The organism is Niallia sp. FSL R7-0271 (assembly GCF_038005785.1).
Classification (GTDB): domain Bacteria; phylum Bacillota; class Bacilli; order Bacillales; family Cytobacillaceae; genus Niallia.
In genome coordinates this window covers 3,662,430-3,676,718 of record NZ_JBBOTZ010000001.1, presented here as the reverse complement: position 1 = coordinate 3,676,718, position 14,289 = coordinate 3,662,430, and the positions used below count along the sequence as shown (strand labels likewise).

The window sequence follows — 14,289 nt, the reverse complement described above, 5'->3', positions numbered from 1 at the left end:
GAATGGTGGTGAAAACGTTTGGCATCATTACGCGATATAAAGTCACGTATTAATTCAACGAAAAAGACAAGCCAAATCACAAAAGCGATGCAAATGGTATCTGCTGCTAAGATGAATAAAGCAGAAGCAAATGCAAAGTCTTTTGTTCCATATATGGAAAAGATAGAAGAAGTGACACAGTCAGTAGCGGCAGGGAGCAAAGGCAGCTCCCACCCAATGCTGGTTGCCCGTCCGGTTAAAAAGACAGGTTATATTATTATCACATCAGACCGCGGACTTGCGGGTGCATATAACAGTAATGTTTTAAGAAAGCTGAACCAGATTGTACAAGCTAAGCATCAATCAAAAGATGAGTATGCAGTTATTGCAATCGGTAAAGTCGGCAGAGATTTCCTTGTGAAGCAAGGGACAAATGTCATTTTGGACATTGTCGGAATTGCGGACCAGCCGGACTTCTTGGACATTAAGGATATTACAAACAAGTCTGTCGGCATGTTTAGTGATGGAACATTTGATGAAGTACACATCATTTACAGCCATTATGTGAGTGCAATCCAGCAGGATGTAATGGAGAAGAAAATTCTCCCTCTTACAGATATCGGGAATAACTCTGCTGCACTTACTTCCTATGAATTTGAGCCTTCTGCAGAAGAGATTTTGGATGTATTGCTGCCGCAATATGCAGAAAGCCTAATTTACGGTGCATTGCTTGACAGTAAAGCGAGTGAACACTCTGCTAGGATGACAGCAATGAAGAACTCTACTGATAATGCGAAAGAAATTATCAATGATTTGAGTCTAGTTTATAACCGAGCTCGCCAGGCTGCTATTACGCAAGAGATTACGGAAATCGTCGGCGGTGCAGCTGCGCTGGAATAGGATTTAAGCAATAGAATTGCGACTTTGCAATTCTATGAAAAGAAGTATTGGAGGGAAAAACATGAGCTTAGGACAAGTTCTTCAGGTAATGGGTCCTGTAGTCGACGTTAAGTTCGATGGTGGCCATTTGCCTGATATAAATAATGCTTTGAAAGTGGTTCGTATTTCAGGAGAAAATGCTTCTGACAACGCTGAAGTAACCCTTGAAGTTGCCCTGCATTTAGGTGACAATACGGTCCGTACAATCGCGATGTCTTCTACTGATGGAATCACTAGAGGAACTCAAGTAACAGATACAGGTAAGTCTATTTCTGTACCAGTTGGTGATGTTACTTTAGGACGTGTATTTAACGTATTGGGAGAAACAATCGACCTTGATCCAGAAATTTCAGCTGATGCTAGAAGAGACTCTATTCATAGAGAAGCTCCGAAGTTCGAGCAGCTTTCTACACAAGTTGAAATACTAGAAACAGGTATTAAAGTAGTAGACTTGCTTGCACCTTATATTAAAGGTGGAAAGATCGGTCTATTCGGAGGAGCAGGTGTTGGTAAAACGGTTCTTATCCAAGAACTTATCAACAACATCGCTCAAGAGCACGGCGGTATTTCTGTATTTGCCGGTGTTGGAGAGCGTACGCGTGAAGGAAATGACCTATACCACGAAATGACAGATTCCGGCGTTATTAAGAAAACAGCAATGGTATTCGGACAAATGAACGAGCCGCCAGGTGCTCGTATGCGTGTTGCCTTGACTGGTTTGACAATGGCTGAATATTTCCGTGATGAGCAAGGACAAGACGTTCTGTTCTTCATCGATAACATCTTCCGTTTCACACAAGCAGGTTCTGAAGTTTCTGCCTTGCTTGGACGTATGCCTTCAGCAGTAGGTTACCAGCCGACTCTAGCAACAGAAATGGGTAAATTACAAGAGCGTATCACTTCTACAAACGTAGGATCAGTAACATCTATCCAAGCGATTTATGTACCAGCAGATGACTACACAGACCCAGCGCCTGCAACAACATTTGCTCACTTGGATGCAACAACAAACCTTGAGCGTAAATTGACAGAGATGGGTATTTACCCAGCGGTGGATCCATTGGCATCTACATCACGCGCTTTGTCGCCTGAAATCGTAGGAGAAGAGCACTACAATGTTGCTCGTCAAGTACAATCAACTTTACAGCGCTACAGAGAGCTTCAAGATATCATCAGCATCCTTGGTATGGATGAGTTGAATGATGAAGATAAAATGGTCGTACATCGCGCAAGAAGAATTCAATTCTTCCTGTCACAAAACTTCCACGTAGCAGAACAGTTCACAGGACAGAAGGGTTCTTATGTTCCTGTTAAAGAAACTGTTAAAGGCTTCAAGGATATCCTTGATGGTAAATACGATCACCTTCCAGAAGATGCATTCCGCCTAGTCGGAAGAATCGAAGAAGCAATCGAAAATGCTAAAAAAATGGGTGTTGAAGTATAATTCTAGTCAGGAGGGGTAGAAATGAAGACGATTAAAGTCCATGTAGTAACTCCTGATGGCCCGGTGCATGATTCAGACGTTGAGACGGTTATCGCAAAAGCAGAAAGCGGAGAACTTGGAATAATGGCAGGCCATGTTCCAATGGTTGCTCCCCTTAAAATAGGTGTCATACACTTGAAAAATGGAAAGACTTCTGAGTATTTGGCAGTCAACGGCGGAATCTTAGAGGTTCGGCCAGATAAAGTAACGGTGCTTGCTCAATCTGCGGAAACTGCGGAAGATATCGATTATGATCGTGCTTTACGAGCTAAGGAGCGTGCAGAGCAAAGATTGCATGCGCAGAGTAGTGAACATATAGATTTTAAACGCGCAGAGCTTGCTCTCAAACGTGCAATGAACCGTATTTCTATAATCGAAAAAAGATATTAAAACCAAATGCCTCCTTTGCGAAAATGCAAATTGGGGGCATTTTTTTCGTTCGTGAAAGGGCTTTAAAAGAACAAAAAAGGTCTAGAAGAAACGAAAATGAAATAAAAATGAAATGAAAATGAAAAAATATGAAACCTTTTAGGTAGTTAGTTCGTCAAATAGAAGTTAGCAAGGAAACTTAAGAGTGGAGGTTCGGCCGTGATAGAAGATTTTGGCCAACAGGCGTTGCTCAGCATTGTAACAAATGTGGTATTTATTGCCCTGGCTTGGTGGGCATTGCAGTCCTTGAACATTGAAAAGTTCATCCGTGCAAACAAAGTAGTTCAAGCAAGAGTTTTATATGTGTTATTATCGATAATAATGGGATCACTAGTCAGTGACTTCTTCCTTAATTATCTGCTTTGGTCACAACAGTTGCCACTAATTATGCAATAAGATGCATTGGAAGAAACAATTACCAACTAAATAGGTCTTCATACATGTTTTCTTTTGTTCACTTTTTCAGTACAATTCAACTTGCGTGTTGAATAAAATTAGTTTGTACGCTGATATAGAATATATTCATGTCAAAAAGTGACGACAATTCGTGAGTATTTCATTCCCCTACTATGGAAACAATGCTAGTAAGGGGGAGGAATATAAGATGAATAAAAAAAGAACAGTAATTTATATCGTGTTAACAATACTAGTTGGTTTGGCAGCAGTCACTTTTGGGAATAACCCAATTATCGCGAAAAAACAGCTAGACCTATTTATCATAAATGGAATTTTACAAGAGGAACAGAACATTAATGTAACTGAATGGTCTCTGCATGCAAGAGAAAAATTGGAAAATGTGAAAAGCTTATCAGATGCAAAAGCCGTTCAGGCTGAATTGCAGGAAAAATTTCCTGATGCAAAATGGACGGAAACAGAAAACAGCAGCAGCTGGCAGGCTAAAGCTTTACTTTCAGCTGACAGCAGCAAAGAAGAGAGTATAACGGTCACTGCTTCATTAACAACTCAAACTGCTCAATCATATGTTATATATGAAGTGAAAGGGAAGGAGTTAAGTGACCAGTTCAGCAAAATGCTGAAAAAGGATATAGAAGAAAAAGTTTCAGCTATATTTCGTGGAAAACCAACAATTTTCTCTTGTATAAAAGGCGAATTCAATGATAAGATTAGTAAGAGTCTGCCTTATTATGTAAACCATTTATTGGATGCTTTTCAAGCGAAACAAATAGAGGCGTTAGAGGAAGATGATTTTGTATCAGCTTCAGCCATAACGTCTATCTTTGATGAGAAAATTCAGGAAAATGACAAGGCAATGAACTTGCAATTGGGAATCAGGACACAAGGAATGGGCGGTAAGACTACCTTTGTAGTTGGCACACCCATCATAACGATTGAATATTAATATAGAGACATTGGACGCGGAGGGGAATACACTTTGGATAAAATCATCGTCCGCGGCGGAAAAAGGTTAAATGGAACGGTTAAAGTAGAAGGCGCAAAGAATGCCGTTTTGCCTGTAATCGCCGCTACATTATTAGCAAGTGATGGAAAAAGCATAATTAAGTCAGTTCCAACTCTTTCAGATGTATTTACAATAAACGAGGTATTGCGTTTTCTTAATGCTGACGTAACTTTTGCCAACAACGAAGTAACAGTAGATGCATCAAAAGAGTTGAGTGTGGAAGCGCCATTTGAATATGTGCGCAAAATGAGAGCTTCTGTTTTGGTAATGGGTTCATTATTGGCTAGAAATGGCCATGCAAGAGTAGCTTTGCCAGGAGGCTGCGCAATTGGCTCTAGACCGATTGATCAGCATCTTAAAGGCTTTGAAGCAATGGGTGCAAAAGTACAGGTAGGAAATGGTTTTATTGAGGCGTCTGTTGAAGATCGTCTGCATGGAGCGAAAATTTATTTAGATTTCCCAAGTGTAGGGGCAACAGAAAACATTATGATGGCTGCGACACTGGCTAAAGGTACAACAATCATCGAAAATGTTGCTAAAGAACCTGAAATTGTTGATTTAGCTAATTTCCTAAATGCAATGGGTGCAAAAGTAAGAGGTGCAGGAACTGGCACACTTCGAATTGAAGGTGTAGAAAAGCTGTACGGTGCAGAACATACAATTATTCCGGATAGAATTGAAGCTGGAACGTTTTTAGTTGCCGCTGCTATCACAGGCGGAAATGTCCTTGTACAAGGTGCAGTGCCAGAACATCTTTCATCTTTAATCGCAAAAATGGAAGAAATGGGTGTAGTCTTCAAAGAGGAAGAAGACGGACTTCGTGTTATTAGTGCAGAAAACTTAAAAGCTGTTGATATTAAGACAATGCCTCATCCTGGATTCCCAACAGATATGCAGTCACAAATGATGGCATTGTTGCTTCGCGCTAAAGGAACTAGCATGATAACAGAAACTGTTTTTGAAAACCGTTTTATGCATGTTGAAGAGTTCAGACGCATGAATGGCGATGTGAAGATTGAAGGTCGTTCTGTTATTATGAATGGACCAACAAACCTGCAAGGTGCTGAAGTAGCAGCAACAGATTTACGTGCTGCAGCAGCATTAATATTGTCAGGACTTGTGGCTGAAGGTATTACAAGAGTTACTGAACTGAAGCACTTGGATCGCGGATATGTTAACTTCCATGAGAAGCTGGCGGGATTAGGTGCTGACATTGAACGAGTGACAGAAGAAGAGCAAGTTACATTGACTGCAACTTATGTCGCAGATATGAATGCGTAATAAAACATAAGCAGCTATTATTCATTTCCCTTATGAGATGGATATAGCTGTTTTTTTTTGTGCAGTTAAGCTTGGAAGAGGTTAATGAGGAAATGAAGAGATAACGAGAGATTACTCCCATACTATGCAAAGTTAGAAAAAATAGAACGCCTAGACCGATTATTTTCATGGTTTTTTCCTGATGAATAAAGTCATAAATGCTTGTCCAAGCCCATAAGAATGTTTTGTAAGACATTAATCGTCTTCTCGAAGCAATATCTACATCGTTCTTATGGAGGCTTATATATGATCAAATTCAAACCCTTTATCGCACTAGGAGCCATTCTGTTCAGCATCACTTTATTGCTTCCAGCTGTTTTGGTGCTTCCCTTTATTTCAGAACGAGGGAATGACACAAATGATACGCCAGCACAAGTTACGCCAGCAGAAAACACAGGTCCATCTGTGGAAGTTTCCATCTATCGGGAAGAGCAAAAAAAGATAGAGAAAGTTGATTTAGAAGAATATGTTGCCGGTGTTGTGGCACTGGAGATGAATGCAAGCTTTGAACCTGAAGCACTAAAAGCGCAAGCATTAGCAGCAAGAACCTATATCGTCCGCAGGATGATCTCCCAAACGGATTCAGGATTGCCTGATGGAGCAATAGTCGGTGATTCTATTACTTATCAAGTATATAAGAATAAAGCAGAATTAAAATCAACCTGGAAAACCGGTGATTATGATTGGAAGATGAAAAAGATTGAGGATGCCGTTCAAGCAACAGCAGGACAGATTCTGACATATGACGGAGAGCCAATCGATGCTCTATTTTTCTCCACAAGTAATGGATATACAGAAAACGCTGATGATGTCTGGGCTAACTCTCTTGCTTATTTAACGAGTGTTGAAAGCCCGTGGGATAAGAACTCCCCAAAGTTTAACGGCAAAGAAGAGCTCAGTATTCAAGAGTTCGAAAGCAAACTTGGCGTCTCTGTAGGAAGCAGTACAAGCATTATGACAAATGTAGAGTATACGAAAGGCAAGCGAATTGCAAAAGCGAATATAAGCGGAAAAGAGCTTGCAGGGACAGACATTCGCGATAAGCTTGGTTTAAAGTCAACAGACTTCACTATGACCAGAGAAGGCCAGAATATCGTTGTGACGACGAAGGGATATGGTCATGGTGTCGGGATGAGCCAGTATGGTGCAAACGGAATGGCGGCTGAAGGCAAGACATATGAGGATATCGTCAAGTATTACTATAAAGGTGTAGCTGTAACCGATTCTGAGAAACTTCTGACAGCTTATATGGCAAATAAATAATAAAGAAATAGCAGGAAGCTTCCTTGGCAGCAAGGGGGCTTTTTTTACTTTTCATCCCTTTAGAAAAAAAGTTTTTATTTTCATGCATAAATAAAACCAGTTTGTCGAAAAATAAGTTTTTAAAAAATTTTTTCTTGCATGTATATATTTATCATTATCTGTTCAGAATGATTGCTGAGGTGATGATAAAATGAGAGAGGAAGAAAACAAACGTACTTCTCCAAAATCAAAAGTAAAGAGTTTCTTTAAAAAGCGTTGGGCATTTCCAGCTGTTTATATCGCGAGTGCAGCTATTATTCTAACAGGTGTCCTTTGGTATCAAAACAGTGCAAGCGATACAGACAAGTTCAATTATGATGCGTCAAAAAATCCAAATACGCAGCTTAATGGTGATGAGCCTTCTGTACCAGTTACAAATGATGTTGAGAACTTTGCATGGCCAGTAAATGATCCAGATGCAGTAATTACTCAAAAAGGTTTTTATGACAATAGCCAAAGCAAGGAAGAGCAAATAAACTCACTAGTTTTCTATGATAATATGTACCAGCCTAATACTGGTGTAGATTTGAAAATGGAAGATAACAGTGAATTCGAAGTACTTGCTTCATTAAGCGGAACAGTTACAAAAGTATCAGAAGATTCTGTACTTGGTAATTCAATCGAAATCGAACATGCTGATGGTATCAAAACTTTCTATCAGTCTGTAAAGGATATCCAAGTAAAAGAGGGCGATGAAGTGAAAAAAGGTCAACCTCTTGCTACTTCTGGACAAAGCTTATATAACAAAGATGGCGGCATACATGTTCACTTTGAAATTCGTAAAGATAATGTAGCAGTAAATCCAATTGATTACTTCAATAAATCATTGGCTTCATTAGAAAATGCTGATACTTCTGAAGCAAGCAGCACTTCTGAGGAAAATGAAGTAACAGATGAATCGAACAAAGAAGAGTCTGTTTCAGAGGATGCAACAGAAAATCAATCAAATAAAGAAGTAACAGAAGAGTCAACAGACTCGAAAAATACAGATGCTGACGCAACAGATGAATCAACAGATTCTTCAAGTGATGATGCAGCAGACGAAAGCACTTCAGCTGATCCAAACGCATAATGCAAAACGAAAGAGTCCCATTCTTCGACAGAATGGGACTCTTTTTTCATGAATAAACCTATTTCAAAGACAAATTTCTCGGGAAATAATCCATACCTGTAAATCATGCTTTTTTGTCCATTATAGGCTTCTTTTTTAGCTGCATTGCTTGGACAATTCGCAGGATAGTTAAAATAAACACAGTTGCGCCTGTAAATATATAGAGTATAAGCATCCATGTTGTCTGGCTGTCTGTGCCCAGCAGCAATCCGTGAAGAAGAGCTGCATAGAATGTTGGGAATGCGAGAAAATGGATGGCTCTCCACATCTTCTTCCCAATCTTTTTTAAGAAGTCTGTTGATAAAACTAATAACAAGAATCCATAAAAGGCAAATATGCCTAATGATAGGGAGATGACATTATGTTCGACTGTAAAAGGAATCAGGATATTAAAGATGGTGTAAGAGGTATATTCTGTATCGAATACTAGGACAAGACCATGAACCATTCCAAAAAGCAGCCCGAACCAGCCGGCAGCCTCATGAGTATTTAGAATTATTTTTTGCATTTTCTTCGGAAATATTGGAAGTTTAAAAGTTAGCCCAGTCAGCATGGAGATAAACAGCAATAAATAAGATGTGATGGCTGCTGCCCTTGTTACATTCCAAATGCTGAATAGGTCGCCAAAGGTGGATAACCATTCATTCATACTGTTTCACTCCTTCTTTTGCATAAAAGTTTATATTGCCAGCTTGAAGGCATTGGTCATCGCTTGTCAGCCCAATAAAAGCTAAATTATTTCCTTTAAATTGCTTTAAGCCTTCCTCCCAGCCAAGGATAAGCATGCATTTAGCAAGAGCTTCTGCCTCTGTTAATGTTGGGGCAATCACAGTTGCCTGAATAAGGTTGGAGGTGCTCGGCAGGCAGGTTCGCGGATCTACTATATGGTGACAGTGCTGTCCGTTGGCAGTTATCCAATGCCTTTTTACTGTAGAACTTGTTGCAATACCTGCATCTCTTTGTAATTCAATGGAGGCAATCGTTTCGTCTGGTCTGCTTGGATGATCTATTTTGACCACACGCTTTCTTTGCTCTAAACCCCAAACACAAATATCCCCGCCTGCAGAAATAGCGCCAGTCTTTATTCCGTCATCCTGTAAAAGCTCAGCGATGCATTGTGCTGTCCAGCCTTTAGCTATGCCCCCTAAATCTATTTGAATATCCTGTTCAAGGGTTACGCTCCTCATGCCTGTATCGATTGTGAGCGGGCGGGAAATCAGTCTAGATGAGGTAGGCTGTTCAGCTGTCTTCGGACATGCCTCCATCAGTTCAAAGCTTCGGTCATAACCGAGAGCACAAAGCGTCCTGCCTAGATAAGGATTATAAATACCTTTTGTGACTGTAAAGTAGAAGTCCGCAATCCTAATAGCTTCAAACAGGATAGAGCTGCATACAAAAGGGATGTGAATGGTCCTATTTAATTGTGATAATTCACTAGCCTTGTCAAACCGTGACAGCGTCTTTTCTGCCTTTTTAAACAGATGTAATGTTTTTTTTGATGATTCCTCTGGTAAATCAAATGTGCGAATAGTGGTGTTCATACATGGGAATTCTGTTTGCTGCATATACTTATCTCCTTAAGATGAATGGCTGCGAAGGTCTCCACTTTCAGTTGTGCTCCCGTTAGTTGGAGGTGCTTGAAAGGACCCGCCGCTGAAATTATTGGACCCGCTGTTTGGGTCTGTTGTGGTACCTCCGCTGCTGTCACTTGACGTATCAGAAGAACTGTCCTCTTGATAATCACCAGCCCAAGAGTCGCTGCTTCCAGATGAATAGGAACTTCCTGATGAATCACTGCTGCCTGAACCGTCGTCAGGGGTTGTATAACTTCCATTGCTCCCATTTGAAGGGATTTGGCTTCCGTCTTCCTGTGCGAAAGGATTTTGGCTGCTTGGCAGCTCGCTGGTGCCCCCTGATTGATTATAAGCAGTTTGCTGACTGTTCCCAGTTGAAGTTGTTCCATTTAAAAACCCTATAAAACCTGTAAAAGCTGCAACGCTGGATAAACCTATAATCCACTTTGTTTTTTTCGATGCCATATACATCCCCCGTATCTATCAATATTTATTAATAAGGATTGTACGAAACAATCCTTAATTATTTCTTAAGCGCTACCCACTTTTAAAAAAATCAAAGGAAACCTTGTCCCTATTCATAATTTTCTGCATAAACTTTGACCCAAGCTAATAAACTGTTACAAACCTTACAAAGATGAAGTTTGGAGTGAGGGATCGTTTATAGATAAATGGATATGTAGTCGAGGACATGTTTAATCACGATAAGATCAGAAAGCAAAAGCTTTCTGCCGCATGTAAAAAGGAATATTCATGAAAGGAAACGTGCGGGATGAAGAATTTCGATGAAGCGAAAAGCGAGTCTCATTTCACACTTCTCACATCCAATTTAGGGAGGGCGAGTGGTGTGCACGATTACATCAAAGAGAGAACTATCAAGATTGGAAAGTATATCGTGGAGACGAGGAAAACAGTTCGCGTTATAGCGAAGGAGTTTGGCGTATCCAAAAGTACAGTCCATAAGGATTTAACAGAAAGGCTTCCTGAAATAAACCCGGATTTGGCAAACGAAGTAAAGGAAATTCTTGATTATCATAAATCGATTAGACATCTTCGCGGTGGGGAAGCGACAAAAATGAAGTACAAGAAGGAAGAATTGGAAGGGGAAACAGTACAATAACAACATGGAAAGAAAAAAACACAAGAATTTCATTTATGCTTATCTATCGATGGAGGACATCCTCCATCGGTAGAGAAAAAAACAGACAGAAATAGGACTTAGGAAATACTAAGTCTTTTTTATATGTCAAAATACATATCCAACACGCTCCTGTATTACTAACAGTTATATAAGAGATTGGAAAAAAATAGATAAATAATCGTTTAAGCGAACAAATATGAAAATTTTACAATTAAAAATAAGAAAAAATGCGCATATTTTTGACAAAAAGTTACTTCTTTCGTCAGCGGTATGATAGAATAGAAAATTAGAGTAGGACTAATATGATACGTGTTATGGCAAGGGTTGCAAGACATGTGAAGTGTTAGACATACACTTATCAGAAAACGAATATAAGAGAGTCAGCAGTTGTATTTTATATCGAACAACTGTTCTTCTGTCTGTCATAGTATTGCTTGAATTGTTAAAATGATCTGCTTATTAAAATGCGTTACATAATTTAATGAAACTAGTTTTGCTTTTTTGCGTTTAAATAATAGGAGAAATATTAACTTTTCATGTAAAGGTCTGTTTATAAAGAGAACAAATGGAAAAAACTGAATAATAGCCATAAGGAGGAAGTGTAAAAAATGTTCGCTAGAGATATCGGTATTGATTTAGGAACAGCAAATGTGTTGATTCATGTAAAAGGGAAAGGGATCGTCTTAAATGAGCCTTCGGTAGTCGCTCTCGATAAAAACACAGGCAGAGTGCTTGCAGTTGGAGAAGAAGCGCGCCGTATGGTTGGACGTACACCTGGAAATATTGTCGCTATTCGTCCGCTGAAAGACGGAGTTATTGCTGATTTTGATGTCACAGAAGCAATGCTTAAGCATTTTATCAATAAATTGAATGTAAAAGGATTTTTATCAAAGCCACGCATCCTTATCTGCTGTCCTACAAACATTACAAGTGTAGAGCAAAAAGCTATTAAAGAGGCAGCAGAAAAGAGCGGCGGCAAAAAAATCTACCTGGAGGAAGAGCCGAAAGTTGCTGCAATTGGAGCGGGTATGGACATCTTCCAGCCGAGCGGCAACATGGTTGTGGATATCGGCGGGGGAACAACTGACGTAGCTGTTCTTTCAATGGGTGATATTGTTACTTCTTCAAGCATCAAAATGGCAGGGGACAAGTTTGACAGTGAAATTCTTCAATATATTAAGAGAGAATATAAGCTCTTGATTGGAGAAAGAACGGCAGAAAACATCAAAATTAACATTGGAACTGTTTTCCCTGGCGCGCGTAAAGAAGAGATGGAAATTCGCGGCCGTGATATGGTTTCAGGTCTTCCTAGAACGATTACGGTTCATTCAGAGGAAATTGAACAGGCGCTAAGAGAGTCTGTAACAGTGATTGTACAAGCTGCTAAGAGTGTTCTGGAAAGAACTCCGCCTGAGCTTTCTGCAGATATCATTGACAGAGGAGTTATTTTGACAGGAGGCGGCGCGCTTCTTCATGGAATTGACATGCTGCTTGCTGATGAATTAAAAGTTCCAGTCTTGGTTGCAGAAAATCCAATGGATTGTGTCGCAATTGGTACAGGCATCATGCTTGACAATATTGACCGTTTACCAAAAAGAAAGCTTGGCTAATCAGGCTTTTCCATTGCTAAATAAATGAAAAATCGGCTGCCCGAAAGGGTAAGCCGTTTTTTTTGTTTAAAATTTAAAATAAATTTCTGTTTTGCATTAAATACCATTAGATATTTGTAAATAACATCCGATATAATAAGGGATGAAGTAAATACAATACAAAATATGACTTTTTTCAACAAATGACTACAGAAATGAACCTAACTTATTTTATAATATAACTAACTGTAATATGACCTTAACTTCTCAAAGATTGGAGAAAATGATATGTTTAAAGGATTTTATACAGCTGCATCAGGTATGTTAGCACAGCAAAGAAGAACTGAAATGCTGACAAACAATATGGCAAACAGCAATACACCTGGATATAAAGCCGATCAATCTGCTGTCCGCACATTCCCGGAGCTGCTTCAGCAAACGGTAGATACCTATACTCCCAGCGGAAAAACAACAAAATCAACAATTGGCTCTTTAGGGACTGGTGTTTATATGCAAGAAGCCATCCCAACATTCACACAAGGTGATATTACTCAAACTGACTTGAAAACAGACATCGCCCTAGTGAATATAAATGTTCCTGGGGATGACAATAATACGGCAGGCTCCATATTCTTTAATATTCAAAATGCAAACGGTGAGACAAGATATTCTAGGAACGGAAACTTCACACTGGACGGCCAAGGTTATTTGACAACAGGAAGCGGCTTATATGTAATGGATGAAAACAATGAGCGAATTCAGCTGCCTGACGATAACTTTTCCGTGTCTAATGAAGGTGTGCTTACAACAAGTGAAGGGCAAGCATACCGCCTTGGGGTGAGCTATACAGCAAATCCTAAATCTTTAGTAAAAGAAGGCGATGGCCTTTACCGGGCTGAGGATGGACAGGCACTTGAAAATGCTTATACAGCAAACGGTGTAACATTCCAGCTTAAACAGAACTTCCTGGAGAGCTCTAACGTAGATACATCCAGGACGATGACAGATATGCTGTCTGCATATCGTTCATTTGAAGCAAACCAGAAGATTCTTCAAGCATATGACAAAAGCATGGATAAAGCCGCAAACGAAATAGGTAAAGTTTAAGGCAGACCACGTTTGGGGAAGCAACCCAGGTTAAGGGGGAGAATATAAGATGAACAGAACGATGCTTATCGCTACAAATACAATGACACAGTTGCAAAAACAAATGGATACAATCAGTAATAATATGGCTAATGTTGATACGACTGGTTACAAAAAGAATAATGCTACATTCACTGATTTGCTTGTCCAACAGGTTAATAACCAAAAGGATCTTGCGCAGGAGGTTAACCGTCAGACTCCTAATGGCATTAGACAAGGAAACGGTGCAATGGTTGCCCAGACCCAGACAGTTATGACACAAGGCACTTTAAAAACGACGAACCGTCCGTTGGATACGGCATTTACGTCAGAGGGCCAGCTTTACCGTGTGCTTGTCCAAAATGGGCAAAACACTGAAGTTCAATACACAAGAGACGGTGCTTTTTATTTGTCTCCGGTATCAAATACGGAAAACATGCTTGTGACAAAGCAGGGGTATGCAGTTCTTGATGAAAATAATAATCCGATAATGCTCGATAAAAACGTAAGTCAATATACTTTATCAGAAACAGGTACTCTATCTGCAACTCTGAACAATGGACAGACTCAGAACGTTAATCTAGGTGTGACAGCTGTTAATTATCCTCAATTCCTTGAGAAAAAGGGAGATAATCTGTATGCTTTGCCTGCCAATCTAGATGAGCTTAACATGACGAGAGATCAAGTTCTGACAGATTTGGACGGAGCACTACGCGGAGAAGTTTCCGTCCAGCAGAATGTTCTGGAACAATCCAATGTTGATATGAGCAAGGAAATGGTTAACTTAATGTCGACACAGCGCTCCTATCAGTTTCAGTCAAGAGCTATCACTATTGCTGATCAGATGATGGGATTAGTAAATGAGATACGCTAAAAG

The 14,289-nt window shown here is 39.8% G+C and carries 15 protein-coding genes; 12 read left to right on the top strand and 3 right to left on the bottom strand.

Annotated elements, in window-relative coordinates; translation table 11 throughout:
* Window positions 1-18: 18 nt before the first annotated feature.
* From atpG to MKX82_RS18740, 8 genes are all read left to right on the top strand, one after another.
* Window positions 19-879 carry an ATP synthase F1 subunit gamma gene (gene atpG / locus MKX82_RS18775; RefSeq protein WP_233315916.1) on the top strand — a complete coding sequence of 287 codons (861 nt, stop codon included), beginning with the start codon at window positions 19-21 and terminating at the stop codon, window positions 877-879.
* 61 nt (window positions 880-940) lie between these two features.
* The gene (gene atpD / locus MKX82_RS18770; protein ID WP_233315915.1) at window positions 941-2,362 is read left to right on the top strand and encodes a F0F1 ATP synthase subunit beta; all 1,422 of its coding nucleotides are present in this window, start codon (window positions 941-943) and stop codon (window positions 2,360-2,362) included.
* A gap of 21 nt (window positions 2,363-2,383) precedes the next feature.
* Window positions 2,384-2,791: a F0F1 ATP synthase subunit epsilon gene (locus MKX82_RS18765; protein WP_233315914.1), complete on the top strand. Its 408-nt coding sequence runs from the start codon at window positions 2,384-2,386 to the stop codon at window positions 2,789-2,791.
* 198 nt (window positions 2,792-2,989) lie between these two features.
* Window positions 2,990-3,226, top strand: coding sequence for a DUF1146 family protein (locus MKX82_RS18760; protein WP_233315913.1), 237 nt, complete (start codon window positions 2,990-2,992; stop codon window positions 3,224-3,226).
* Between the two features lie 208 nt (window positions 3,227-3,434).
* A complete protein-coding gene (locus MKX82_RS18755; protein ID WP_233315912.1) occupies window positions 3,435-4,190 on the top strand; it encodes a YwmB family TATA-box binding protein in 756 nt (251 codons plus the stop codon).
* A gap of 33 nt (window positions 4,191-4,223) precedes the next feature.
* The gene (murA, locus tag MKX82_RS18750) at window positions 4,224-5,531 is read left to right on the top strand and encodes a UDP-N-acetylglucosamine 1-carboxyvinyltransferase (protein ID WP_233315911.1); all 1,308 of its coding nucleotides are present in this window, start codon (window positions 4,224-4,226) and stop codon (window positions 5,529-5,531) included.
* Window positions 5,532-5,816: 285 nt separating this feature from the next.
* The gene (gene spoIID, locus MKX82_RS18745) at window positions 5,817-6,833 is read left to right on the top strand and encodes a stage II sporulation protein D (RefSeq protein WP_233315910.1); all 1,017 of its coding nucleotides are present in this window, start codon (window positions 5,817-5,819) and stop codon (window positions 6,831-6,833) included.
* Between the two features lie 190 nt (window positions 6,834-7,023).
* Complete coding sequence (locus MKX82_RS18740; protein WP_233315909.1) at window positions 7,024-7,944, top strand: M23 family metallopeptidase; 921 nt, start codon at window positions 7,024-7,026, stop codon at window positions 7,942-7,944.
* 103 nt (window positions 7,945-8,047) lie between these two features.
* On the opposite strand, the gene MKX82_RS18735 is transcribed toward MKX82_RS18740, so the two are convergent.
* The 3 genes from MKX82_RS18735 to MKX82_RS18725 are packed head-to-tail and all read right to left on the bottom strand — an operon-like array spanning window position 8,048 to window position 10,022.
* Window positions 8,048-8,632 (bottom strand): ferric reductase, encoded by a 585-nt coding sequence (locus MKX82_RS18735; protein WP_233315908.1) that lies wholly within the window; start codon window positions 8,630-8,632, stop codon window positions 8,048-8,050.
* On the bottom strand, window positions 8,625-9,548 hold the full coding sequence (locus MKX82_RS18730) for an FAD:protein FMN transferase (RefSeq protein WP_341079090.1): 924 nt from the start codon (window positions 9,546-9,548) through the stop codon (window positions 8,625-8,627). Before MKX82_RS18730 ends, MKX82_RS18735 begins: the two co-directional genes overlap by 8 nt.
* Window positions 9,549-9,560: 12 nt before the next feature.
* A complete protein-coding gene (locus MKX82_RS18725) occupies window positions 9,561-10,022 on the bottom strand; it encodes a hypothetical protein (RefSeq protein ID WP_341079088.1) in 462 nt (153 codons plus the stop codon).
* Window positions 10,023-10,404: 382 nt separating this feature from the next.
* Between MKX82_RS18725 and spoIIID the strand changes: the two genes are divergently transcribed.
* The 4 genes from spoIIID to MKX82_RS18705 all read left to right on the top strand — a co-directional run bounded on the left by spoIIID (window position 10,405) and on the right by MKX82_RS18705 (window position 14,286).
* Window positions 10,405-10,677: a sporulation transcriptional regulator SpoIIID gene (gene spoIIID, locus MKX82_RS18720; protein WP_016204804.1), complete on the top strand. Its 273-nt coding sequence runs from the start codon at window positions 10,405-10,407 to the stop codon at window positions 10,675-10,677.
* 629 nt (window positions 10,678-11,306) lie between these two features.
* Window positions 11,307-12,308, top strand: a complete 1,002-nt coding sequence (locus tag MKX82_RS18715; RefSeq protein WP_233315905.1) for a rod shape-determining protein — start codon at window positions 11,307-11,309, stop codon at window positions 12,306-12,308.
* A 267-nt stretch (window positions 12,309-12,575) separates the two neighbouring features.
* The gene (locus MKX82_RS18710) at window positions 12,576-13,394 is read left to right on the top strand and encodes a flagellar hook-basal body protein (protein WP_233315904.1); all 819 of its coding nucleotides are present in this window, start codon (window positions 12,576-12,578) and stop codon (window positions 13,392-13,394) included.
* A gap of 49 nt (window positions 13,395-13,443) precedes the next feature.
* The gene (locus MKX82_RS18705; protein ID WP_341079087.1) at window positions 13,444-14,286 is read left to right on the top strand and encodes a flagellar hook-basal body protein; all 843 of its coding nucleotides are present in this window, start codon (window positions 13,444-13,446) and stop codon (window positions 14,284-14,286) included.
* Window positions 14,287-14,289: the final 3 nt, after the last annotated feature.